The sequence below is a fragment of the Euryarchaeota archaeon genome (assembly GCA_016207515.1).
Lineage (GTDB): Archaea > Thermoplasmatota > SW-10-69-26 > JACQPN01 > JACQPN01 > JACQPN01.
Window position 1 is genome coordinate 17,358 of sequence record JACQPN010000001.1, and the last position, 21,719, is coordinate 39,076.

At 62.5% G+C, this 21,719-nt stretch carries 21 protein-coding genes and 1 tRNA gene; 11 read left to right on the top strand and 11 right to left on the bottom strand.

Annotation, left to right across the window (positions count from 1 at the left end):
- Positions 1-66 precede the first annotated feature (66 nt).
- The 4 genes from HY556_00080 to HY556_00095 are packed head-to-tail and all read right to left on the bottom strand — an operon-like array spanning position 67 to position 3,854.
- Positions 67-834, bottom strand: coding sequence for an indole-3-glycerol-phosphate synthase (locus HY556_00080; protein ID MBI4392182.1), 768 nt, complete (start codon positions 832-834; stop codon positions 67-69).
- Positions 835-838: 4 nt separating this feature from the next.
- Complete coding sequence (gene trpD, locus HY556_00085) at positions 839-1,912, bottom strand: anthranilate phosphoribosyltransferase (protein ID MBI4392183.1); 1,074 nt, start codon at positions 1,910-1,912, stop codon at positions 839-841.
- A gap of 19 nt (positions 1,913-1,931) precedes the next feature.
- The gene (locus HY556_00090) at positions 1,932-2,522 is read right to left on the bottom strand and encodes an aminodeoxychorismate/anthranilate synthase component II (protein MBI4392184.1); all 591 of its coding nucleotides are present in this window, start codon (positions 2,520-2,522) and stop codon (positions 1,932-1,934) included.
- A complete protein-coding gene (locus HY556_00095) occupies positions 2,523-3,854 on the bottom strand; it encodes an anthranilate synthase component I family protein (GenBank protein ID MBI4392185.1) in 1,332 nt (443 codons plus the stop codon).
- 385 nt (positions 3,855-4,239) lie between these two features.
- Here HY556_00095 and HY556_00100 point away from each other — a divergent pair, with 385 nt between their 5' ends.
- From HY556_00100 to HY556_00115, 4 genes are read left to right on the top strand one after another with little or no spacing between them, the layout of a single operon-like run.
- Complete coding sequence (locus HY556_00100; protein MBI4392186.1) at positions 4,240-5,277, top strand: N-acetyl-gamma-glutamyl-phosphate reductase; 1,038 nt, start codon at positions 4,240-4,242, stop codon at positions 5,275-5,277.
- A complete protein-coding gene (gene argJ, locus HY556_00105; protein MBI4392187.1) occupies positions 5,274-6,497 on the top strand; it encodes a bifunctional glutamate N-acetyltransferase/amino-acid acetyltransferase ArgJ in 1,224 nt (407 codons plus the stop codon). Before HY556_00100 ends, argJ begins: the two co-directional genes overlap by 4 nt.
- 16 nt (positions 6,498-6,513) lie before the next feature.
- Positions 6,514-7,410, top strand: a complete 897-nt coding sequence (gene argB, locus HY556_00110) for an acetylglutamate kinase (protein MBI4392188.1) — start codon at positions 6,514-6,516, stop codon at positions 7,408-7,410.
- An 11-nt stretch (positions 7,411-7,421) separates the two neighbouring features.
- Complete coding sequence (locus tag HY556_00115) at positions 7,422-8,645, top strand: acetylornithine transaminase (protein MBI4392189.1); 1,224 nt, start codon at positions 7,422-7,424, stop codon at positions 8,643-8,645.
- 51 nt (positions 8,646-8,696) lie between these two features.
- Here HY556_00115 and HY556_00120 read toward each other — a convergent pair whose 3' ends face one another.
- Positions 8,697-9,368, bottom strand: a complete 672-nt coding sequence (locus HY556_00120) for an ACT domain-containing protein (protein MBI4392190.1) — start codon at positions 9,366-9,368, stop codon at positions 8,697-8,699.
- Between the two features lie 190 nt (positions 9,369-9,558).
- On the opposite strand from HY556_00120, the gene HY556_00125 reads away from it, so the two are divergent.
- From HY556_00125 to HY556_00150, 6 genes are all read left to right on the top strand, one after another.
- Complete coding sequence (locus HY556_00125) at positions 9,559-10,827, top strand: argininosuccinate synthase (protein MBI4392191.1); 1,269 nt, start codon at positions 9,559-9,561, stop codon at positions 10,825-10,827.
- 108 nt (positions 10,828-10,935) lie between these two features.
- Complete coding sequence (argH, locus tag HY556_00130) at positions 10,936-12,327, top strand: argininosuccinate lyase (protein ID MBI4392192.1); 1,392 nt, start codon at positions 10,936-10,938, stop codon at positions 12,325-12,327.
- 394 nt (positions 12,328-12,721) lie between these two features.
- Complete coding sequence (locus tag HY556_00135; GenBank protein MBI4392193.1) at positions 12,722-14,062, top strand: peptidylprolyl isomerase; 1,341 nt, start codon at positions 12,722-12,724, stop codon at positions 14,060-14,062.
- 34 nt (positions 14,063-14,096) lie between these two features.
- The gene (locus tag HY556_00140) at positions 14,097-15,578 is read left to right on the top strand and encodes an MBL fold metallo-hydrolase (protein ID MBI4392194.1); all 1,482 of its coding nucleotides are present in this window, start codon (positions 14,097-14,099) and stop codon (positions 15,576-15,578) included.
- Positions 15,579-15,694: 116 nt separating this feature from the next.
- Complete coding sequence (locus HY556_00145) at positions 15,695-16,258, top strand: hypothetical protein (protein MBI4392195.1); 564 nt, start codon at positions 15,695-15,697, stop codon at positions 16,256-16,258.
- A gap of 333 nt (positions 16,259-16,591) precedes the next feature.
- Positions 16,592-17,614 carry a right-handed parallel beta-helix repeat-containing protein gene (locus HY556_00150; GenBank protein MBI4392196.1) on the top strand — a complete coding sequence of 341 codons (1,023 nt, stop codon included), beginning with the start codon at positions 16,592-16,594 and terminating at the stop codon, positions 17,612-17,614.
- A 93-nt stretch (positions 17,615-17,707) separates the two neighbouring features.
- On the opposite strand, the gene HY556_00155 is transcribed toward HY556_00150, so the two are convergent.
- The 6 genes from HY556_00155 to HY556_00180 all read right to left on the bottom strand — a co-directional run bounded on the left by HY556_00155 (position 17,708) and on the right by HY556_00180 (position 21,284).
- Entirely contained in the window at positions 17,708-18,472 is a 765-nt protein-coding gene (locus HY556_00155) for a proteasome assembly chaperone family protein (protein ID MBI4392197.1), read from the bottom strand.
- Between the two features lie 30 nt (positions 18,473-18,502).
- Positions 18,503-18,664, bottom strand: coding sequence for an RNA-protein complex protein Nop10 (locus tag HY556_00160; GenBank protein MBI4392198.1), 162 nt, complete (start codon positions 18,662-18,664; stop codon positions 18,503-18,505).
- Complete coding sequence (locus tag HY556_00165; GenBank protein ID MBI4392199.1) at positions 18,661-19,467, bottom strand: translation initiation factor IF-2 subunit alpha; 807 nt, start codon at positions 19,465-19,467, stop codon at positions 18,661-18,663. The genes HY556_00160 and HY556_00165 overlap by 4 nt, the downstream gene beginning before the upstream one ends.
- Entirely contained in the window at positions 19,467-19,658 is a 192-nt protein-coding gene (locus HY556_00170) for a 30S ribosomal protein S27e (protein ID MBI4392200.1), read from the bottom strand. Before HY556_00170 ends, HY556_00165 begins: the two co-directional genes overlap by 1 nt.
- A gap of 5 nt (positions 19,659-19,663) precedes the next feature.
- Positions 19,664-19,942, bottom strand: coding sequence for a 50S ribosomal protein L44e (locus HY556_00175; protein ID MBI4392201.1), 279 nt, complete (start codon positions 19,940-19,942; stop codon positions 19,664-19,666).
- Between the two features lie 76 nt (positions 19,943-20,018).
- On the bottom strand, positions 20,019-21,284 hold the full coding sequence (locus HY556_00180) for a hypothetical protein (GenBank protein MBI4392202.1): 1,266 nt from the start codon (positions 21,282-21,284) through the stop codon (positions 20,019-20,021).
- Between the two features lie 284 nt (positions 21,285-21,568).
- Here HY556_00180 and HY556_00185 point away from each other — a divergent pair.
- Positions 21,569-21,643 (top strand) — tRNA-Arg (locus tag HY556_00185).
- The last annotated feature ends 76 nt before the right edge of the window (positions 21,644-21,719 follow it).

The following is a 21,719-nucleotide window of genomic DNA, read 5'->3' on the forward strand; positions in this document are numbered from 1 at the left end:
GACGGCCTGAGAGTCATGGTGTTCAAGGTCCGTGCCCCTCCACGCGCCCGCGGGGCATGAAACCTCTCACGCTCCGATTATCTTGCGAAGCATGGTTGCGGGGTCCCGGTCCCTCATCAGGCTCGAACCCACGAGGATGCCGTCGGCGCCGGCCCCGAACAGGACGTCCGCGTCGAGCCGGGAGGCGACCCCGGAGAGCGAGATCGTCGGGCCGAGCTTTCCGCAGGCCTTGAGCACCGCTATCGTACGCTTCAAGTCCACGGTCATGGTCGGCAGGTCCCGGTTGTTTATCCCAAGGATGTCCGACCCGGAGGCGGCGGCCGTCCGGTATTCACCGTCGTCGGCAGCCTCGGCAAGCGTCTCAAGGCCTAGCGAGTGCGCGTAATCGACGGCAGTCTCCAGTGGCAGCTCGGTCAGTCTTCTGTCGAAAAGAGTGACGATGAGGAGGACGGCGCTGGCGCCGTGCGCCGCCGCGGCCTCGATCTGGGCCCTTGAGACGACGAAGTCCTTCATGAGCGCCGGAAGTCCGCAGGAGCCGGCGGCGGATAGCGATTCGAGCGAGCCGCGGAACGATTTCGGTTCCGTGAGCACCGAGAGGCCACAAGCACCCGCGTTCTTCAGGTCCTTGGCCAAGCTCGAGACATCAATGTCCGGGCGAAGCACGCCGCCGCTTGGCGAGGCCGGTTTTATCTCGGCGATGATGGCCCGCTCGCGCCCGAGCACCGCTTCGCGAAGCGACGGTGGCCGCGACCGGACCTTCGCCGGTCGCGCGTCGTAGTACCCGGACTTCACAAGGGCCCGCGCCTGGAACGCAAGGTCCTCCAAGTGGTCCAACCTCCTACACCTCCCTGGTCGCCGCCACGTATGCGGCAAGCTTTCCCGCCGCGCGGCCCGAATCAAGGGACTCGCGCGCCTTGACCAGGCCGTCCTTCATCGAGTCGGCCTTTCCCGCGACGTAGATGGCGGCCGCCGCGTTGAGGAGCACGATGTCCCGCCGCGGTCCTTTCTCCTTGCCATCGAGAATCGCGTGCGCTAGCGACGCGCTTTCGCGAGGCGCAAGCGGCTCCATCTTCCCTGGATCGTGGCGTTCCAGGCCGAACTCTTCTGGCGTGATCGTGAAGTACGTGACTTCGCCCCTCTCGAGGAGCCCGACGACGGTCTCCCCGGATAGGGATATTTCGTCCATGCCGGCTCCTCGTAGCGACGTCCCCCACGGTCCATCGGAGCGGCCGTGGACTACCACCGCGCGTTCGGCGCCCAAGCGGTTGAGCACGGGGGCGAGTTTCATGACGAGTCCTTCGGCGAAGACGCCGAGCACTTGGCCTTTCGCGTTCGCGGGATTGGTGAGTGGTCCAAGGATGTTGTAGACGGTGCGAAGTCCCAGGTCCTTGCGGACCGGCATCGCGTGCTTTATCGCGGGATGGAAGTTCGGCGCGAACACGAACCCTATGCCGATCCTCTCCACCAAAGCCGCGACTCTTGCGGCATCGATCCCGATGTCGGCCCCGAGCGCTTCGAGGACGTCGGCCGAGCCCGACGGTCTCGTGGCGGACCTGTTGCCGTGCTTGGCGACCGCGGCCCCGGCGCCGGCCGCGACGAACGCCGCGATCGTGGAGACGTTGAAGAGTTTTATCCCCGCCCCGCCGGTGCCGCACGTGTCGATGAGGCGGCCCTCGACTTTTGGGTGGATCTTGGAGCAGTGTCTACGCATCGACCTTGCAAACCCCGTTATCTCCTCGACCGTCTCCCCTTTCATCCTGAGGGCCGTGAGGAACGCGGCAAGTTGGATGTGGCTCACACCGCCTGCCATGATCGAGTCCATCGCGGCCTCCGCCTGCGATTCGCTCAAGGCGTGGCCCTCGACGACCCGGGTCAGGGGCTCGCGGATGTGGGCCGGACCCGTCTCGCTCATCGAAGGCACCCCCGCGGCATCATTCCTTGGCCATCTCCAGGAAGTTCGTGATCAACTTCTTCCCGTCCTCGGTCAGGATGGACTCAGGGTGGAATTGGACGCCTTCGATCGGGTAGCGCTTGTGTCTTGCGCCCATGACCTCGCCATCTTGGCTACGCGCCGAGACCTCGATCTCCGCCGGAAGGCTCTTCTCCTCGACCACGAGCGAATGGTAGCGGCCGCCCGTAAGAGGGTTCGTCAACCCCTTGAAAACGCCTTTCCCGTCGTGCGTTATCTCCGACGTCTTTCCATGCATGAGCGACTTCGCGTGGACGACCCGGCCGCCATAGTGATGCGCAAAGCCTTGGAGTCCAAGACAGACGCCGAGCGTCGGCGTCTCCCTGGCGATGGTCTTGAGGATCGCCGCCGAGACGCCGAAATCCCGCTCCTTCGCGGGGTTGCCCGGTCCCGGCGAGATCACTATCCCGCGTGGGGCGAGTTTCGCGACCTCGTCCGGGGTGATCGCGTCGTTCCTGTAGACGACAGGGTCGCCCCCCAATTCGCCGATGTACTGGACTAGGTTGTACGTGAAGGAATCGTAGTTGTCGATGACGAGGATGCGTGGTGGCATCTAACCGAATCCCTCCAGAACCGATGTCAGGGCTTTGGCTTTTGCCTCGGTCTCGGCCCATTCGCCCTCGGGCGTCGAGTCCGCGACGATCCCGGCCCCCGCCTGTACGCGTAACTTCCCCCGCCGCGCCGCAAGCGTCCTGATCGTGATCGCGCTGTCGAGGTTCCCGTTGAGCGAAAAGTAGCCGACGGAGCCCGCGTAGGGGCCTCGAGGCGCCGCCTCCAAGCGGGCGATGATCTCCATGGCGCGCACCTTCGGGGCGCCGGTGACCGTGCCTGCCGGAAAGATCGCATCGTAGGCGTCCAGGCAATCGAAGCCGTTTCGGAGCTTCCCTTCGACGCGGCTCACGATGTGCTGCACGTGGCTGAATCGCTCGACTTTCATGAGTTCGGGGACGCGAACGCTTCCGTACTCGCTCACCCTCCCGACGTCGTTTCTAGCAAGGTCGACGAGCATCGAATGCTCCGCGAGCTCCTTCTTGTCGGAGAGGAGGTCCCGTTTCAAGCCTTCGGTCTCGGCGGCGGTCTTCCCGAGCGGCCGCGTGCCGGCTATCGGGTAGGTCGCGACCGTATCGCCCTCGACCTGGACGAGCATCTCCGGGCTTGTCCCGATGACTTCGCGGTCGGCGAACTTCATGTAGTGCATGTAGGGGCTGGGGTTGATCTTGAGGAGGCCCTTGTAGAATTCAAGGAGGTTCCCGGAGAAACCGGCCTCGAACCCCTTTGACAAGACGACTTGGAAGACCTCGCCGTCGTGTATGCGCCCCTTTGCGGCGTCGACCATCTTGTGGAAGCGCGTTTCGCTCGTGTCGCACCTTAGGGCCGAGACGTGGAGAGAATCCTTCTTGGCGGGCGGAAGGTGCGCGATCTCGTCCGACCGGTCGTCGGCCACGCTCACGTACACGACCTTGCCCTCATCGTGGAGGTAAGTGATCCCGTCGAGGAACAACCCGTATTCGAGGAGGGGAAAACCGGAGTCGCCGTTGTCGGGGACCTTCTCGAGGCCACGGACGTATTCGTACGTCGTGTATCCTACGAGGCCGCCGAGAAAGCGGAGGTGGCTCTCGGTGGGGTGGAAGGCGGATAGGAGCGAGCGAAGGACCTCGTCGAAGGTCTCGGCGTCCGGCGCCACGTCTTGCGCCGCGCCGGTTTTCCTCAGTCTCCCATGGTGGAGGGATACCTTGCCGGCGGGTGCGAATCCGATGAAGGAGTATTTCGAAAACCGCTTGGGCCCTTCCGCGCTCTGGAGAAGGTATGCTTCGTCGTACGCCGCAAGGATCCGTTCAAAGAGTTCAAGCGGGCCCTCCCTGATGGGGAGTTCGCGGACGATCATCGACCGTAGTTATTGATGGCGAGATTTATACTTTCTTATGCGTTTTTGTACATCAATGTTCTTTTTTTTCGGCATTCTTGCGCTTCTTTGGCGAGGCCCGCTCGACCGTGATGATCGCTTTCCCGCCCGGCCAGCCAAGTTCGTTCCCTCCCAACTTGCCACGGCGGACCGTGCCACGGCGGAACCCGGGCCGCCGGCGCCCGGCCCATGCGGGGTCTGCCTGCCTGCCCGGCATCCGACGCCCGGGGCCGCGTGATCGCGAAACAAACGCCCATCGGAAATCCGGGCTTAGTTGTCCGAAACCGGACACACGTGACCGGCGCTGTCTCCGCGTCGTCATCTGCCTTAATACCGCCGGCGACCATGAAACGCCCCGATACAGTTGATCGCCAAGAAAAGCGTCAAGGTCGGAGTCGCGGGCGCGACGGGATACGCAGGAGCCGAGCTACTTCGCCTGTTGCTCGGCCACCCGGCCGTGGAGGTCGCTTCAGTCACCTCACGCACGTTCGCCGGAAAACGCGTCGAGAAAGCGCTCCCACACTTGAACGGTGCGGCGGGACTCACGTTCCGACCGCATTCAGTGGGTGCATACGAAGCAGTGGACGTGTTCTTCTCGGCGCTGCCGCACGGCGTAAGCGCCGCATTCTCGGCGCAAGTGGCAAAGACGGGCGCGAAGGTCATCGACCTCTCGGCCGACTTGAGACTCGACGAGAAGACCCATGCGGCGTGGTACGGGGGGACGCACCCCGCACCGGATCTCCTTGCAAAGGCCGTTTACGGCCTTCCAGAACTCAACCGCACGAGCATCAAAGACGCTTCCGTCGTCGCCAACCCCGGTTGCTATCCTACGGGAGCGATCCTTGCGATCCTGCCGCTTCTGGAATTCGGCTTGGCGTCGAAGACCGGGATAATCGTCGATTCGAAATCAGGCGTCTCGGGCGCCGGACGCGAACCCAGCCTTGAGACGCACTTCCCCGAGATGAACGAGAGTGTCCGCGCGTACAAGGTGGGTAACCACAGGCACACGCCGGAGATCGAAGGCGCGATCGCGCAAGTGGCGCCTGGCGCCCAAGTCACGTTCACGCCGCACATCGTCCCGATGAACCGCGGGATAACGACCACCGCCTACCTGAGGCCCGAGGGCAAGGTGGACCAGGCGATGCTGACCGCCCATTACGAGAAGAAGTACTCGGAAGAGCCCTTCGTGCGCCTCACCGAGGCGCCACCGGATTCGAAGGTCGTGAGACTCAGCAACTTCTGCGACGTGAGCGTCAAGTGGGTCGAAAGGACTGGGACCATCGTCGCGATGTCGGCGATCGACAACCTGATGAAAGGCGCCGCGGGGCAGGCCGTCCAGAACATGAACATCATGCTCGGTCTCGATGAGACCATTGGGCTTCCGAAGACCGGTGTCTATCCATGAACAAACCAGTGCTGATCGAAGGCAGTGTAGACGATGTCCGGGGTTTCACGTCTCTTGGCGTGCACGCAGGGCTGAAGCGGGCAAAGCCCGACATGGCCCTCATCGTGAGCGACGTCGAGGCGACAGCCGCCGCCGTGTACACGAAGAACGCGATCAAGGCGGCGCCCCTTCTCGTCACCAAGAAGAACCTCGCCCACTCGGGCGGCAAGGCGCGGGTAGTGGTAGTGAACGCCGGGTGCGCCAACGCCTGCACGGGCGCCAAAGGCATGCAAGACGCGGAGGCAATGGCCGGCATGACGGCGGCCGCGATCGGCGTCGACCCCTCTCAGGTCATCGTCGCGTCGACCGGCGTCATCGGACAACCGCTTCCCATGGAGAAGATCGGCAAAGGCATCGGCGCGTTGACCCTCGCTTTCCGCTCTGGCGCCAAGCCCGCGAAAGCGGAGGATGCGATACTCACGACCGACACGACGACCAAGCACGTGCTCGTCGAATCGTCCTGGAAAGGCAAGAAGTTCCGCATCGGCGGGATCGCGAAGGGAAGCGGGATGATCCACCCCAACATGGGGACGATGCTCGGATTCCTGGCAACGGACGCTGCGGTCGCGCCCGAACTCCTGCGCAGCCTCCTCCTTGAGGCGACTGAGGCGTCATTCAACATGGTGAGTGTGGACGGCGACACGTCGACAAACGACATGGCCACGGTGATGGCGAACGGCGCCTCTGGCGTCGAAGTCACGGCCGGAGCGAGCGAGACTGTGTTCGCCGAAGCCTTGGGCCTTGCATGCGTGACGCTCGCCAAGAAGATCGCACGCGACGGCGAGGGCGCCAATGCGCTCATAGAAGTCACCGTGAAAGGGGCCTCGACGGAGAAAGACGCACGGAAGGCGGCGTTAGCGGTCGCGGGATCGAACCTCGTGAAGGCCGCGGTCTTCGGCAAGGACCCGAACTGGGGCCGCATAATCGCCGCCGTCGGCTACAGCGGAGCGAAGGTCAAGCCCGAAAAGGTCGCGCTCTACATGGAGAACGGCGTGGGGCGCGTCAAGATCGCAAATAACGGCGCGGGCATCCCGGCCGACCAGAGCCTCTTGAAGAAGATCCTCATGAGCGACGAGGTCAAGATAGAAGTGGACCTCGGCTCGGGGCGCTCCTCGGCGCGCGCGTGGGGCTGCGACCTCTCGTACGACTACGTGAAGATCAATGCGAAATACACCACATAGGGACAACGCGGATCCAATGTCGCAACAACATGGTGGAAGCGTCGTGTCGCAACACGCATCGTCGCTCCCCCGACGCGGGGCCGCGCCTTCCAACGGCCGCCGGGTCACGCTTGTGAAGCTCGGCGGCCACGCGATGGAGGACGCCTCATCGAGGACAAGATTGCTCCAGGACCTGGTGCGCCTCATCGACTTAGGACTAAGCCCCGTGATAGTCCACGGCGCCGGCCCCCAGATCGACGCAGCCCTCAAAAGACAAGGGATCGAGCCGCGGTTCGTGAACGGCTTGCGGGTAACCGACGACGCCACCCTTGCGGTGGTGGAGGCCACCCTCGCCGCCGTGGGCAAATCGCTCGTCGGGGAATTGGAACGATCTTTCGCGAGAAGCGTTTCGATCTCCGGGCGCGACGGCCATACTTTCAACGCCGTGAAGAAGGGGATGGACACCCCCCGGGCCCTATCGGGGGGAGAGGCGGACCTTGGCCTCGTGGGCGAGATCAAGTCGGTGGACGTAAGGCTGGTCGAATGCCTCCTTGCCGCAGGGTTCATCCCGGTCATCTCCCCGATTTCGAGCGACGGCGCGGGCGGGCGCCTCAACGTGAACGCCGACGAGGCCGCCGCGGCGCTCGCCGTCGCCTTGAAAGCAGAGAGTCTCATACTCATGACGGACGTCGCGGGCGTCAAAGACGCGGCCGGCCACGTCCTGACTTCGTTGTCTGCCGATGAGGCGGACGCTCTTTTGAAATCAGGGGTCGCCAATGGCGGCATGGTCCCCAAACTCACCTCGGCCATCGCGGTGGTCGAGGCGGGGGTCGGCAGGGTGGTGATCACGGGAGGGACGCGACCCGATCCCCTCACCGGCGCCCTCTCGGGGAAAAACGCTGGAACGACCGTCATCGGAAGGTGGGGCACATGATGGAAAGAAGGATGAACTTCGACTACGCCCGTTTTTGGGACGAGACCATGATGAAGAACTATGCCACGCCCGGCGTCTTCATCGAGCGCGGCTCGGGATGCCGCGTATGGGACACGGCGGGCAAGGAGTATCTGGACTTCCTCGCCGGTCTCGCAGTCGCAAGCACCGGTCACTCGCACCCAATGGTGGCCGAGGCGGTCGCCAAACAGGCGAAGGAACTCATCCACACAAGCAACCTCTACGGCAACGTGCCGCAACTGCGGCTCGCCCATAGGCTGATCGGCCTCATCGGACCCGGAAAGATCCTCTTCGTGAACAGCGGCACCGAGGCGAACGAAGCGGCAATCAAGCTGGCGCGTTCATTCGGCCACCGCAAAGGTGTCGAGGCACCCGAGATAATCGCGTTCGAGAACTCGTTCCATGGAAGGACACTCGGCAGCCTCGCGGCCACCGGGCAACCCAAGTACCAGGAGCGATTCGGGCCGCTTCCTTCAGGGTTCAAGTTCGCCCGATTCAATGATCTCGCATCCGTAACTGCCCAAATCGCCGACGAGACGGTCGCGATCATGGTGGAACCCGTCCAGGGCGAGGCCGGCGTCTACCCGGCGCGCCAGGAGTTCATGAGAGGATTGAGGGACCTCTGCGACAAACGCGACATCCTGCTCATCCTCGACGAGGTCCAGACGGGAATAGGTCGCACGGGAAACATGTTCGCGTTCCAACGGTTCGGCATCCGGCCGGACATCGTCACTATGGCAAAGGGCCTTGCGAGCGGAATCCCGATAGGCGCTGTACACGCGACTGACGAGGTGGCGGCCACCTTCAAGCCCGGCGATCACGGATGCACTTTCGGCGGGAACCCCCTTTCGACGGCTGCGGCCCTGGCAACGCTCGACGTCATCGAGGAGGAGGGGCTCGTCGAGAACGCGAAGGCGCTCGGCGAGTACATGTTCGAGGAGTTGGAGATCGCGCTTGGAGGGCACGTGTCCGAGATCCGCGGCATGGGCCTTCTTTGCGGAGTGGAACTCGCAAGTCCGGAAGCGAAGGCGGTTCGAAAGAGGGCGGAAGAGAGCGGTCTTCTCGTCGGAAGCATCGGTGAATCGGTATTACGCCTTGCCCCACCGCTCATCGTGACCAAGGGCGAAGTTGACGAAGCGGTCGAGAAACTGCGGACCGCGCTGCGGCCTCGCCTGGCTCCCCGTCGCGAAAAAGCCCACGCCGCGCTTACCCATTGAATCCGCGGCCCACGACCGGACGGGACGCCTGTCCCCCGTCGCCCCGAAAGTCTATGCCGTCCCCGTCATCTTGTTCAACGTCTCGAAGGCGGCCACCATGTCCTTCTCGCCTATGACGAACATCGTGTCCTTGTAGCAGCTTATGACCTCGATGAAGTTGATGCCGCGGCTTGCGAGGGCCGACGAGAGGTAGGCCATGATGCCCGGAACCTCCTCTATGACGTCGGGGCTTGTCACGATGAGTTCGACGAGGTTCTTCTGCGTCTTGATTATCTCGTCCTCGCCGAGGATCTCCTCGATCTCAGCCGAGACCGCGCCGTCAGTGATGATGGTGAGGCTACCAGTCCCTTGGATCACGTGGAGGCTGTGGTTACGGCCCCTAAGCGCGTTCATCGCTTTTTCGAGCTTCGCGAAGATGTGCCAGCTGGGTTTGGCCGTGATTATCGCGACCTTGGTGCGGATCTCGATCTTGGAGCGGGCCAGGACTTTCAGGATCTTCTCCTCGCTTATCCCCTCGCGCGGGTCGAGTTCGTACCTGCGGCAGGCGATGAGCGCGGCTTCCTCGGACTTGACCCCTTCTTCGTCCATTATCTTCCGCGCAAGCGCCGAGAGGTTGATGATCTGGAGTTTCATCGAGTCCTTGATGGAGGGGTGCCTGTCGATGTACTCGCGGACGACCTGTGCCACGGAGGGCTTTCCTTCGCCGGTCCTCTTGCGGGCCACAGCGGCGCTACGCTCAGCTGGGAAATAAATGCGAGGCTTCCGGGCCGACCCATCTAGCCTGCATCGGAAACCGCCCCGCCTTTCCGTGTTTCCGGTCCGAATTGTCCGATTTCGGACACCCGTGTTTCAGGGGGTCCCCTTGGAGGCAAAAAGGATATCCCTTCGCTCTTCCCTCATCCGGCGCGATAGAATGGCGAAGAAGGTCGTGCTTGCGTACTCAGGCGGGTTGGATACGAGCGTCGCTATCCGCTGGCTCAAGGAGACCCACGGGCTTGACGTGGTCACGCTCACGCTCGACATCGGCCAGCCTACCGCCGGCCTCGACGATGCCGTGTCCAGGGCGAAGAAGATCGGCGCCGTCCAGACGATCGTGGTCGACGCCCGCGACGAGTTCATCCGGGAGTTCATCTGGCCGGCGGTCAAAGCCAACGCGCTCTACGAGGGGATCTACCCCCTTGCCACCGCCCTAGGGCGCCCGCTCATCGCCAAGAAACTGGTGGAGGCGGCCCACTCGGAGAACGCCGACTTCGTAAGCCACGGTTGTACGGCCAAAGGCAACGACCAGGTACGGATCGAGGTGGGCGTGCGTTCCCTGGACCCCGCGATAAAGGTCATCGCGCCGATGCGCGAATGGGTATACACCCGGGCCGAGGCGGTGGATTATGCCAAGAAACACGGGATCGTCGTCCCCGTGAAGAAGGAAAGCCCGTACTCCATCGACGAGAACATCTACGGCCGCTCCGTCGAATCAGGCCTCCTGGAGGACCCGAACGCGGAGCCGCGGGAAGACGCCTACGCGTGGACGAAGTCGCCGACGGCGGCCCCCGACGAACCGGCGACCGTCACGATCGGTTTCGAGCACGGTGTGCCGGTGAGCCTCAACGGGATGCCGATGTCGGGGATCGAACTCATAGGCAAACTCAATTCGATCGGCGGAGAGAATGGGGTGGGCCGCATCGACCACGTGGAGAACCGGCTCGTCGGCATCAAGAGCCGCGAGGTCTATGAGGCGCCGGCCGCCCTCATCCTCGTGAAGGCGCACAAGGACCTCGAGACGATCACGATCACCAAAGACGTCGCGCACTTCAAGAGCGGCCTCGAACAGAAGTTCGCGGAACTCACGTACAACGGCCTTTGGTACTCGCCCCTGATGAAGGCCATCGCGGCGTTCGTTGACGAAACGCAGAAGAACGTGACCGGGGCCGTGACCCTGAAGCTCTTCAAAGGAAGCGCGACCGTCATCGGCAAGGAGAGTCCGCACTCGCTTTACGATGTGAAGCTCGCCACCTACGGGACGGGCGACGCGTTCGACCATACGAGCGCCAAGGGGTTCATCGACGTGTGGGGCCTTCCCTCGCGAGTCGCCGCGGCAGTAGATCGCAAGAGCCATACTAGCGGACCCGACCCCAAGAAAGAGACTCTACGCGTCGCCGAAGGGCAACAAGGCGTCCGACGGTAAGCGCGCATGCCAAAACGCGTCCGAAACCCTGCGTCGCGGCGACGGCCTCAACGGGCAAGCCCCGAAAAACCTTGGGGTGGTCGTTTTTCGCAAACCACGTCCCCCTCCGTGGAGCGGTTCACGTCATCGATCGTGGTCGATGCGAGGTTCGTGAGGGAGGACGTCATGGGCTCCATCGTCCACGCGAAGATGCTTGGAAAAGCGGGCGTCCTTTCGCCGGCTGAATCAAGGCGCCTTGTCGCGGCCTTGCGGCGCGTCTGGCGGCTTCACCGTGACGGCCGATTCGTACTGGACGATTCGATGGAAGATGTCCATATGGGGGTTGAATCGCTGGTGACGCGGTTTGCCGGCCGCGCGGGCGAGAAGCTCCATTCGGGCCGCTCGCGTAACGACCAGGTCGCCCTCGACTTGCGCCTCTACGCGCGCCTACGCGCCGCCGAGGCGGCCAAAGCCACCGCCGACCTCGCAAACGCCGTATTGTCCGTCGCGGATCGCAACCGGCGCACGGTGATGCCCGGTTACACGCACATGCAGCCCGCGCAGCCCGTGACCCTCGCGCATCACCTTCTCGCCCACGCGGCGAGGTTCCTTCGCGACAGCGAAAGGTTCCTCCACCTGCGCTCGACTTTGAACCATTCGCCGTTGGGCGCGGGCGCCCTCGCGGGGACGCACCTTCCCATCGACCGATCGCGAACGGCCCTGGCACTCGGGTTCGAGGCACCCGTGGATTCGACGATGGATGCGGTCTCGGACCGGGCCTATCTTGCCGAACTGGTCTTCGCCTGCGCGCTCCACATGATCCACCTCTCGTCGCTCGCGGAGGAACTCATAATCTGGTCAGGCCCGGGGTTCGGCTTTGTCCGACTTCCTGAAACGCATACGACGGGCTCCAGCATAATGCCGCAGAAGCGCAATCCCGACGTGTGCGAGCTCATCCGGGCCAAGGCTGCCGTCGTTTCCCAACAATCGGGCGCCGTCTTGGGTGTCTTGAAGGGCCTCCCCCAGGCGTACAACCGCGACCTCCAGGAGTTAAAACCTCTCCTGACGGAGTCGTTGACGACGACCTGCCTCTCAGCGGCCTTGATGGCGGAGATGGTCTCGGGGGCCAGCTTCGACCGGGTCCGGTTGAAGCAAGCCCTCGACGCCGGTTTCCTCGAGGCGACCGACGTGGCGGAGGCGTTGGTGCTTCGGGGCGTCCCGTTCCGTAGAGCTCATCATGTCACGGGTCGCGCGGTGAGGCTAGCGGATGCGAAAGGCCACCGGCTCACAGAATTGGATCCTAAGGAGGCGGCGAGTATCTATGAGGAACTTCCCGTCGTCCTCGAGGGGTTGAAACGCGCCAGGGGAGCGACGCTACGAAATACCGCCGGCGGGCCCCATCCGGAGGCGACGCAGCGGACCCTCAAGCGCCTCCGCTCGCGTTGCGCGGCAGCGCAACAGAAGGCCCGCTTTTTCCTTCGGAGCGAACGCCGGATCGAACAGCGCGTCCTGCGACCGTGAGAGTGTCGGGGTGCGCGTCGTAATTGTCCGACGCCGTCGACGGGATCCTTACCACTCGATCGGAACGTCCCCCACGGTCGCACATGCGCGTCGCCCGTTCCCGGATGCCCTCGTCGGTCCACAATCCGCGTCGCGGAGTCTCGACTCGCTCGGCGCTTACGCCGCCAGATCGCGGCCGAAGACCTATTTTTAAATACTACCCTCTCGCTTGAACCGCGTGCCCTCCGACGGGAAGAGCGCTTTGGCGGTCATCGCACTCTTGCTCTTCGTCCCCGCGTCCGGGTGCACGACACCCACCGATTCACCTCCCGTTGACGACGTGGTCCCGCCGGTCACTGAAGACCCTTGCGCGGTCAGCGACCCGGTGAGGGCGTTGAAGTGGAACAATCCCGTCGTGGTCTTCTCGACGCCCCTTGGCAGCTTCAAAGCGGAGATCTTCCAGGAACAGGTGCCCATCACCGCCTCGAATTTCCTTAACCTTGCGCGTTCCGGCCTGTACAATGGGACCCTTTTCCACCGCGTGATCAAGGGTTTCGTGATCCAAGGCGGGGATCCCTTGAGCAAAGACGGCGACCCATCGAACGACGGCTTCGGGGGTTCAGGCACCGAGATCCCGGACGAGTTCCATCCCGACCTTTTCCACGACCAGGAAGGTGTCCTTTCGATGGCGAACTCCGGCCCCGACACGGGTTCGAGCCAGTTCTTCGTGACCCTCGCTCCCGCGCCGCAACTCGACGACCGTCACTCGGTCTTCGGGCGCGTCTGCAGCGGCCTCGACATCGTCCGGCGGATCGGCAACCTCACCACCGACCCTGCGACCCAACGCCCGAAGTCCCCACCCGCGATGAATCTTACAGTGAGCTTTCCGGGAGCGCCGACCGGCTACGTCGTGAAGCGCGAACTCTCGTCGCGGCCATACGTTGACGAGGCCATCCGGGGCGGAAGCCACAGGGTGAACGTAAGCGGCGTCAACGAGACGGATATCCGCTATTGCGCTCCACGCGGCGAGAACGACACGACCCTTTGTCCTCGGGCTATGCGGTGGCCTATCGCCGTGAAGAACACGGGGAACGTGAGGACCGTGGCGAACGTGACCATCGACTTCCCGGAGGGGTTTTTCACCTTCGTGGCCGAAGACAACGTGGGTGACCCCGGCGGGCCCCCGGTGGAGAGTCTTACGAACACATCCACGATTTCCTTCGAGGTCCCCGCCGGGCAACTCCACACCATCATCGTCCAGGCCTTCGCGGACCTACGTAACATCACCGAAGGGTACTATACGGCGACCGTGACGGTGACCGCACGGGAAGACCCGGCCGTTACCGGCCGCATACCGCTCCCGTTCCAACTTGGTGGATTGGGCGCCGCCCTCGACCAGCGCTCGCGCGTCGCTTTTGACTACGTGATCTACCTTCCGAATGGGCTCTTGGTGGACACGTCGATCGAGAGGATCGCGAAGGATACGGCGATCCCCAAGTTCACCCAGGGGTTCCAGTTGAGGGATTCGTACTCGGCCGTCGCCATGAGTATCGACGGCCAGACGCCTGTCCCGCAGATCTACGCGCCCATCGCCGCCAACATCGCGGGTTTCCTCGTGAACGAGACCGCCGTATACCAGTTGGAGGCCATCGACGCCTATGGGATCTTCAAGCCACAGCGCCCCGAGGTGATGCAGGGGCTGCGAGTGGCTTTCGTCGTGATAATACGGGAAAAACTGGTGGAATCCGGGCCGTGACCCTAGTGGGACGTTCCCCCCGGGTGGAGGCGAGATGGCGCAAGCGACCCTGACCTTCTTCGGCGGGGTAGACGAGATCGGAGGGAACAAGTTCCTCCTCGACACCGGGAGGACGCGCGTCTTCCTCGATTTCGGGATGTCTTTCGGGCGCGAGAAGGATTACTTCAGCGAGTTCCTGCAGCCGCGCGCGCTGAACGGCGTCGGCGATTATTGGGCCTTGAACATCCTTCCACGGATACCGGGCATATACCGCAACGACTACCTCTCCCACCAAGGCCTGCCAAAGGAGGAGCGCGGCCTCGACGGCGTGATCGTCACGCACGCTCATATGGACCACATCGGCGACATCCATTTCCTGCGAGAGGACGTGCCCATCGTCGCAAGCGACGCGTCGTTTGGCATCATGAAAGCACTCGAAGAGGTGGGAAGCGGCGACGAGTACCTGAACTTCAAGCCGGCTTTCAGGGTGGGCTTAGGAAAGAGCGGAAAGACCATTCGCCAAAAGGATGTCGCCACGATCCCGCGCCCGACGCTCACTTTCGGCGTCAATGAGCAGGCCATCGGCGACGTGAAGGTGCGCGGGACGCCCGAAGACCATTCATTGCCCGGGGCGCACGGGATATTCGTGGATGCGGCGACGACTCGAATCACCTACACGGGCGATTTCCGGTTCCACGGGAGGCATGGCGGAAAATCGATGGCGTTCGTCGACGCTGCCCGTGCGTTTGAACCGGATTACCTGCTCATCGAGGGAACCCGCGTCACCGACGATGCGGGCACATCCGAGGGCGAGGTCGCCGCGGAGATCGCGGGGACGATCCGTTCGACGCCCAAGTTGGTGATCGCCAACTGGCCCGTGCGAGACACCGACCGCCTCCTGAGCTTCTACGACGCGGCCAAGAGCGCCGGGCGTAAGCTCTGCGTGAGCAGCAAGCAGGCCTTCGTCCTACAAGAGCTTCGGGCCGCCGGTGAGACCGAACTCCCCTCCCTCGACGACCCGCATCTACGCATCTACATTCGCAGGAAAGGGTGGGGACTCTGGGGACGGGCAGGGATTCCACAGGAGCTTGCGCTCCAAGATTACGACACCCTGGAACGCACCTTCGCGACACATAGGAACGCGATAATGGCCGAAGGGGTCCGCGATAGGCCCGAGGATTATGTGGTGCGGCTTGATTTCTTCGAGCTCGCCGAACTCATAGACCTGCAACCGCCGCCAGGGTCCGTCTACATCCGCTCGGTCACCGAACCCTTCGACGAGGAGATGAAGATCGACAAGGAGCGCACCGAGAACTGGCTCAAGCACTTCGGCCTCTTCCCTTACGTCCAAAGGCACGCTTCGGGCCACGCTTCGGGCCCGGAGCTTTGGAACGCGATAAAGGCGATCGAGCCTCGGACCGTAGTGCCTATACACACCGAGCGCCATGACCTGTTCGTGAAGAACCTCGAACCACTAGGGATAAAGGTCGCCCGACCGCAAAACGCGCTTCTCGGCGGAAAACCGATGGAGTTGTAGTACCATGGAGGCGTGGCGCAACGGGGGCGTAGCACAATGGAGCCGTGGGCGAACGGAGGCGTGGAAGAACAGGGGCGTACGAGAATGGAGCCGTAGAAAAATGGAGGCGTAGAAGGGTGGCCGAAGACGATGCGCTGTTCGCCGTCATCGACAGGAGCGTACGCTCCAGCGCGCATCTAGTCGCCGGCGAATTGCTTTCGGGAGCGAAAAAGGCGGCCGTTTTCAGATACGCGGACCGCCGGCTCGCAAAGGAGCTGGACGCTGCGAAGCTCGACTTGGAAGCCGTGGGCCGCTCTCGACCCGGAGACCCCGTTCCGGATCTCAGGTTCCTTCCATACCAACGCCAGGACGACACAAAGTGGTCTGAGTATCCGCATTTCTACATCGAGATGCCATGGCCGGGAAAAGGAATCAACGACAATTCGGCCAAGCTCATCGGCCACATGGCGAAGGCGAAGGCGCGGCCCCGCGGCTACGTGATGGGCGTCTACTTCTGCTTCACACAGGCACCCCCGAACGCGCATTTCCCGCCCGTCGATGTCGGAGCCTTTCGCGAGAGTGAAGCATTGTTGAAGAATCAGATGGCGGCCGGAGGCGGCACGCTCCTGTTCGAGGGCGAGGACGCGACCGTGCAGCTTCAGGGCGCGGCGGCCTTGATGAAAGTGATGATCTGGCGATAGGAATCGTGATCAAGCCGATTTTGGGATGCAGCCGTCTGAGGGATAGGACGGGCAAGCGTCCGTGAACAGGTCTCCGTGATGGCCATGAGGCGCGAAGAAGGGCCGGGGAATCCGGATTGGTGCCAAGGCCGCGATTCCCTGTCTCCGGCTAACGGCGCCGAATCTCGCGACGTCGTATGATGTCGTCCTGCCAAGGGGCAACCTGAAGTCGTCACCCCCTCTGGTGACGCCGCGTTCTTCAAAGACGTACGAAGCGTCCTACATGTGGCGGAAGGTTTGGGGGACAGCGGAGGTAAGGCTCGATTCAAATTACAGGCGTTGGGCGTTCTTGGCTTGCTCTTGACTGCGAGCCTGCCGCTCGACGTCGTCAAGGCGCATCTTCCCGGTGACGATTGCGACGTGCGCCCGGGGATGAGTATCCAATCCAACATTGACGCTTCGCCTCTGAACGCCCGCCTCGTCATTTGCGCAGGAATTTACGCGGAATCGCTTTTCATCAACAAGAACGGCCTGACGCTTGACGCCCCCTCGGGCGCTGTCCTTGACGGGGCGATCCTGAGTGGCACGAGGTACGGCGTCCGGATCGCGAACGGCGTCACCGGTTTCACGCTCCTCGGCTTAGAGATCAGGAATTTCGACGACCTCCTCCGCACGGACGATCCCTCAAGCGGCATCGTGGCGCTCGGAGCGAGTACGGATGTGAGGCTTTCCCGCGTGAACGTGCACGACAACGCGTGGACGGGAGTCCTTTTCGCGAACGGGACCGGCACCCGCTGGACGATCGAGAACAGCACGTTCGCGAACCACCGGCTCGCGCACGTTTTCGCGCAGGATGCGAAGGACGTCGAGATACGGAACAACACGTTGATCGGGAGTCAACACTCGATGATCGTGCTTCGCGGGAAACAGGGCTCGATCTCAAATAACGTCGTGACGGGAACAGGGACCACTGGCATCCTCGTCGGGCCGAGTTTCAACCAAGCCAAATGGTCTCAAGGTTTGAAGATCCACAACAATACTCTCACTGGAAACCGTACTCACGGCGTTTGGGCCTTGGGTCTTCAGGATGGGATCATTCGCGACAACGTGGTGAACGTGACGGGGGCCGCGATGACCCTTGGGGGAAACCCAGAGGACATAGTCATCCTGAAAAACGCCGGAGCCCCGATCGTGGAGACCAAGGAAACCAAGGCCGCGCGAAAGACTTTCAAGAATGGATTGGCCCCCGATTACCGGCTCCAGACGTGGGATCTCGCCGTGATCTCCTGCGAGTGGTTCGTTTGCGCGCTTGGTGCGCACCCCGTTGGTTTGGACAACTCTCGCGTCCGAATATTTAGAGCCGTCTTCTCCACGTGAAGAGTCGTAGGGACGTGTGGAGGGGGCCTCCCATCGGCGTGTCTTTTCGAGGGGCTGGTCGGTCTGTTCACGGGCCCGTTCTCGTGAACGCCGCTACCCTATGTACTTCAGATCCTCATCGCTCGGTCCCTGGCTCGCCTTCTCCAGGTCCCTTAGCTGTTGTGCGAGTTTGTCCATCTGCTCGGCTCTCGATTCGAGGTCTTTGAAATCGATCTTGACGCCGAGAAGATGCGCGAGCACTTCCAAGACGGCCTGGGCGCTCTTCGGGTCGACGAGGTAACCGCTCGTCTCGCCCATGAGGCAGACACCGTCTAGGCCGCGCTGCATGCCCATGCCAAGAAGGAGGCCGGATGCGCCGACGATGCCGCCGCCGGGCTCGTTCTTCCTGAACACGACCTCGTACTTTTTCATCTGCTTGACGAGCTCCTTGCTCGTGGCAGCACCGAGGACTCGCGGTTTCTCCTGTGTCCGGCCGGTGCCGTATCCACCGAGCGTGTAAAGCTCCTTGACGCCCCATTGTCCAAGGTACGAGAGGATCGCGTCGGCCAAGGCGTATTGGCCGTCGGCCGTGAGGCCCTGGTAGTCGCCGATGAGTATGATGAGGTCGTTTCGAGCGGCTCCCTTCGCCGTGTAGTAGTAGAGCTCGTTGTTGACGAGCCGTATCGTCCCGTCCGGTTGCACCAAGACCTGCGGTGGGAAGTACTTGGACGTGATCTCGGCGAACTTCTTCGCCTTCAACTCGGAGATGAGATGGTCGGCGGCGAGTTTCCCGACGTTTCCCACACCGGGAAGCCCCTCGATGAGGATGGGGTTTCGCACTTTCGGCTTCGAGAACTGCGTTATCTCGACGTCCTTCATCGGTTCTCGTTGGGCCTTGGGTTTTGCCATCTATTTCCCCTCCTCGAGACGGCGCAGTTGGCGCCGGTATTTCCCGAACCTGTCCTCCGGCGAGTACTTTGCCGGGCCGGGTTTTCCCGTGTTACCGCCGCACGACGGGCACGCGGGTTTCATGGTGTAGATTCCGCACTTGCGGCACTTGTTGAGGGTCATGCGGCCGGTTTCTCGGTCGGGACTTCCCTGCTGAAAGATGCCTCGCCGCCGTGTTTCTTCATCTCGTTCACGATGCGTTCGGCCGCCTTCCTCAGTTCGTCCTCGGCGACCTTGTAGTCGGGCGCTTTGACCTTGATGAGGTACCTGGGTGCTCCGAGGTACTTGAGCGTTATCTCGACGTCCTCGTAATCGGAAGTCCCTGCCTTCTCCAAGGCGGATTTCAGTTTCTTGACGCCGTCGGGGGCGTAGCTCGTGAGGTCCAAAACACCCTTGACCTCCACGAACGGGATAGAGATGTTGTCCTGGGCGATCTTCACGAACCTCGCGACCCACGCGCCGTCGATGCCTTCGCCCTTCAATTCCTCCGGGCTCGCGGCGGCGGTCTCGAAAGCACGGTAGAGTGTCCCGAACTTCTCGACGAGAAGCCCGCCGATCTCCCGGTCGGCCTTCTCCTTCGGGATGTTCAGTTCGGTCGCCAGTATCTCAAGGAGTTTCGAGGCCTTCGTCTCGTTCTTCCACTCCGAGATGCTCTCCCGCCGTTGGTGTTCATTGACCTTCTTGAGCGACAGGTCGACGTGGCCTTTCGAGCGGTCGACGCCTATGACCTTGCAGACGACCTTCTGGTTCTCGCGCACGTGGTCTCGGACGTACTTGACCCAGCCCGTGGCGATCTCTGCGATGTGGATGAAGCCTTCCTTTCCGGGGTACTCCTCGAGGACGACGAAGGCGCCGAAGTTCTTCACCTCTCTTACGGTGCCGACGACGAGTTCTCCTTCCTCTGGAAAGTCCCCCTTCGAGGACATCACTCGACTTCTCCGACAACTTCGCCCTTGAGTTCGGCGAGCCCACCCGCCGGTTGTGCGAGGTTGCTGCCGCAGACGAGGCAGTTCACGACCGTCGACGCCTTGTTGAAGAGCACTTGGTCGTTTCCGCAGTCAGGGCATTTCACTTTGAGGAACTTCGATACGGTCCCCGGGAATCTCTCTTTGGCCATTTGGATCACTCCACCAGTTCGAATTTCTTGGCGCGTTCCGACGGCGGTTGATGCGCCTTCTTGCAGACCTTGCACCTGTACCTCAGGTTCACGCGCTTCGTCGGTTTTTCGCGGCCCTCCGGTTTCGGACGCGGGAAACCGCGGTAACCGGCGGTCGCCCGCCTGAATCGCCGCTGCCCTTGCTTCAACTCCGACGTGCGTCGTTTCTTGACGCGCTCGACGTCGTGCTGTTGGTGCTTTTTGCAGTTGGGGCAGTATCGGGAGATAGCGCGGGGAAGTTTCACCATCGGATTACGCTCCAGCGGGGCGAACTCAATATATAAGCTTCGCGCCCGAAGTAAACCGGTTAGCGGATAACCCCTATTTATGCCTTCTTCGGTAGTGAATGGCCTCGGACAAGGAGGAATACGCCGCGTAGAGCGAGCCCGCGGCGACCGCCACGACGAGGCTCATTACCGAAAACGATGGCCACGGTTTCGTGCCGCGGTCTCCCCAATCGGCCTCGAAATGGTCAGCGAAGTATCCGGCCGCCGTATCCGAGTGCAAGACGATGACCGCTTCACGGTTGCGCTTGAATGACGCCTCCCCCAGGTTCGCGCTTCCGACCCAAACGGCGTCGGAATCGAATATGAACCCCTTGTTGTGGATCTTCGACAATCCGCCGAGGACGGCGAGGCGGGCCTCCATCCTTGCAACCCCACGCTCATCGATATCATGCAACGTCGCAAGGTTGGAGTCCGGATCCGAGTCCGCGTACTTCGAATCCATTAGTAGCCGCACGCGCGTCCCGGCGGACGCAGCGGATGTTAGCCCTTCGAGTACCGCATTCTCATCGTCACGCCAGCGGGGCGGCACTTGGAGATGCTCCGCGTCGATGGAGAGCGATGAGTCACGTATGAGCGAAGAGAGCCTTTCGAGCACCATCGGGGCGGGAGAGAAAAAGGTCTCGACCGAACCTGCGTCGGGGACGAGGGCCGGTAGGCCCCGGACACGGCCTTCACCGTCCGGCGCGCGAGGACAATCGGCGCGTGGTCTCGATGGTTCCAAGACGCGTACCCCTCCCGACGCGCCGCCCGTGTCTGTCATGAAGATCTCCTCGAAGCGCGCCGCGACCTCAGCGCTTTCAACGACGACGCCCCAACCACGGTTGCCTTGCCCCCGCACAGGGTAGCCCGTCGGACCAAGGTTCTCGGAGCCCACAAGGACCCTCGCGTGGTCCACGACAATGTACTTTGCATGCATGCTCGCGAAGGAATAGCTTGTGGCTCCGCCGGTGAGGGTCACACGCACGCCGCTGGCCAATGCCGTTTCAATGAAAACACGTTCCTCGTCCGCGATTCCGCCGACAGGAGAGCCGTCGAGAAGCATCTCCACCTCCACGCCGCGCCGGACGGCGTGGCAAAGGGGCGCTAGGATGTGGTCCCCGCTGGCGACATAGCTGGATAGGAGCAGGCTGGAGTTGGCCGATCCGACTACGTCGACAAAGGCGGAATATGACGTCTCGGGCGCGGTGAAGGTATGGACCGACCCGGGCTCGAGGGAAACGGCTTCGGGTGGTGCGAGATGGCCGGCGCTTGCGGTCCCGCTCAAGAGTAGCCAAAGGCCGAGTGCGAGAAACGGGGACACTCACGTCGACCGTGATCACGGCCTAAGGCGTTTTTCCCGCAAGCGTCGAACGCCGATGGGCGAATGCCAAATCACCTTCGTTGAAGCGTCAGGTTTATTGCGTTCACATTGTTGGGGTGACGACGCGACGAGGTAGGTCGCGTCCCGTAGCCAAGCCAATGTGCGGATATTCGTCCCGTTTCAGTTCGCTGGCTACATAGCAGCAGTCTGGACACGTAGCCAAGCATTGCGAGGGCTCGCTGACGCTCGCCCTCTTATGGCTTGGCTACGTAGTAGACGGATTTGGACACGTAGCCAAGCCAGGATATGGTACAGGCCTCCTAAGCCTGGGATCGTGGGTTCGAATCCCACCGTGTCCGTCAAAGGGGGAAGCGGCATCACACAACGGGTACGTCCGGGTGACTCGTCGCATGCCGCGCAACGTCCCCACTACCT

Coding starts and splice junctions, on each gene's coding strand:
- argB (MBI4392188.1), top strand. CDS start 6,514: ATGTCGCAACAACATGGTGGAAGCGTCGTGTCGCAACACGCATCGTCG.
- argJ (MBI4392187.1), top strand. CDS start 5,274: ATGAACAAACCAGTGCTGATCGAAGGCAGTGTAGACGATGTCCGGGGT.
- HY556_00155 (MBI4392197.1), bottom strand. CDS start 18,472: ATGAAGGACGTCGAGATAACGCAGTTCTCGAAGCCGAAAGTGCGAAAC.
- HY556_00095 (MBI4392185.1), bottom strand. CDS start 3,854: ATGATCGTCCGCGAACTCCCCATCAGGGAGGGCCCGCTTGAACTCTTT.
- HY556_00140 (MBI4392194.1), top strand. CDS start 14,097: ATGGCGCAAGCGACCCTGACCTTCTTCGGCGGGGTAGACGAGATCGGA.
- HY556_00125 (MBI4392191.1), top strand. CDS start 9,559: ATGGCGAAGAAGGTCGTGCTTGCGTACTCAGGCGGGTTGGATACGAGC.
- HY556_00165 (MBI4392199.1), bottom strand. CDS start 19,467: ATGTCCTCGAAGGGGGACTTTCCAGAGGAAGGAGAACTCGTCGTCGGC.
- HY556_00115 (MBI4392189.1), top strand. CDS start 7,422: ATGAACTTCGACTACGCCCGTTTTTGGGACGAGACCATGATGAAGAAC.
- HY556_00090 (MBI4392184.1), bottom strand. CDS start 2,522: ATGCCACCACGCATCCTCGTCATCGACAACTACGATTCCTTCACGTAC.
- trpD (MBI4392183.1), bottom strand. CDS start 1,912: ATGAGCGAGACGGGTCCGGCCCACATCCGCGAGCCCCTGACCCGGGTC.
- HY556_00160 (MBI4392198.1), bottom strand. CDS start 18,664: ATGACCCTCAACAAGTGCCGCAAGTGCGGAATCTACACCATGAAACCC.
- HY556_00170 (MBI4392200.1), bottom strand. CDS start 19,658: ATGGCCAAAGAGAGATTCCCGGGGACCGTATCGAAGTTCCTCAAAGTG.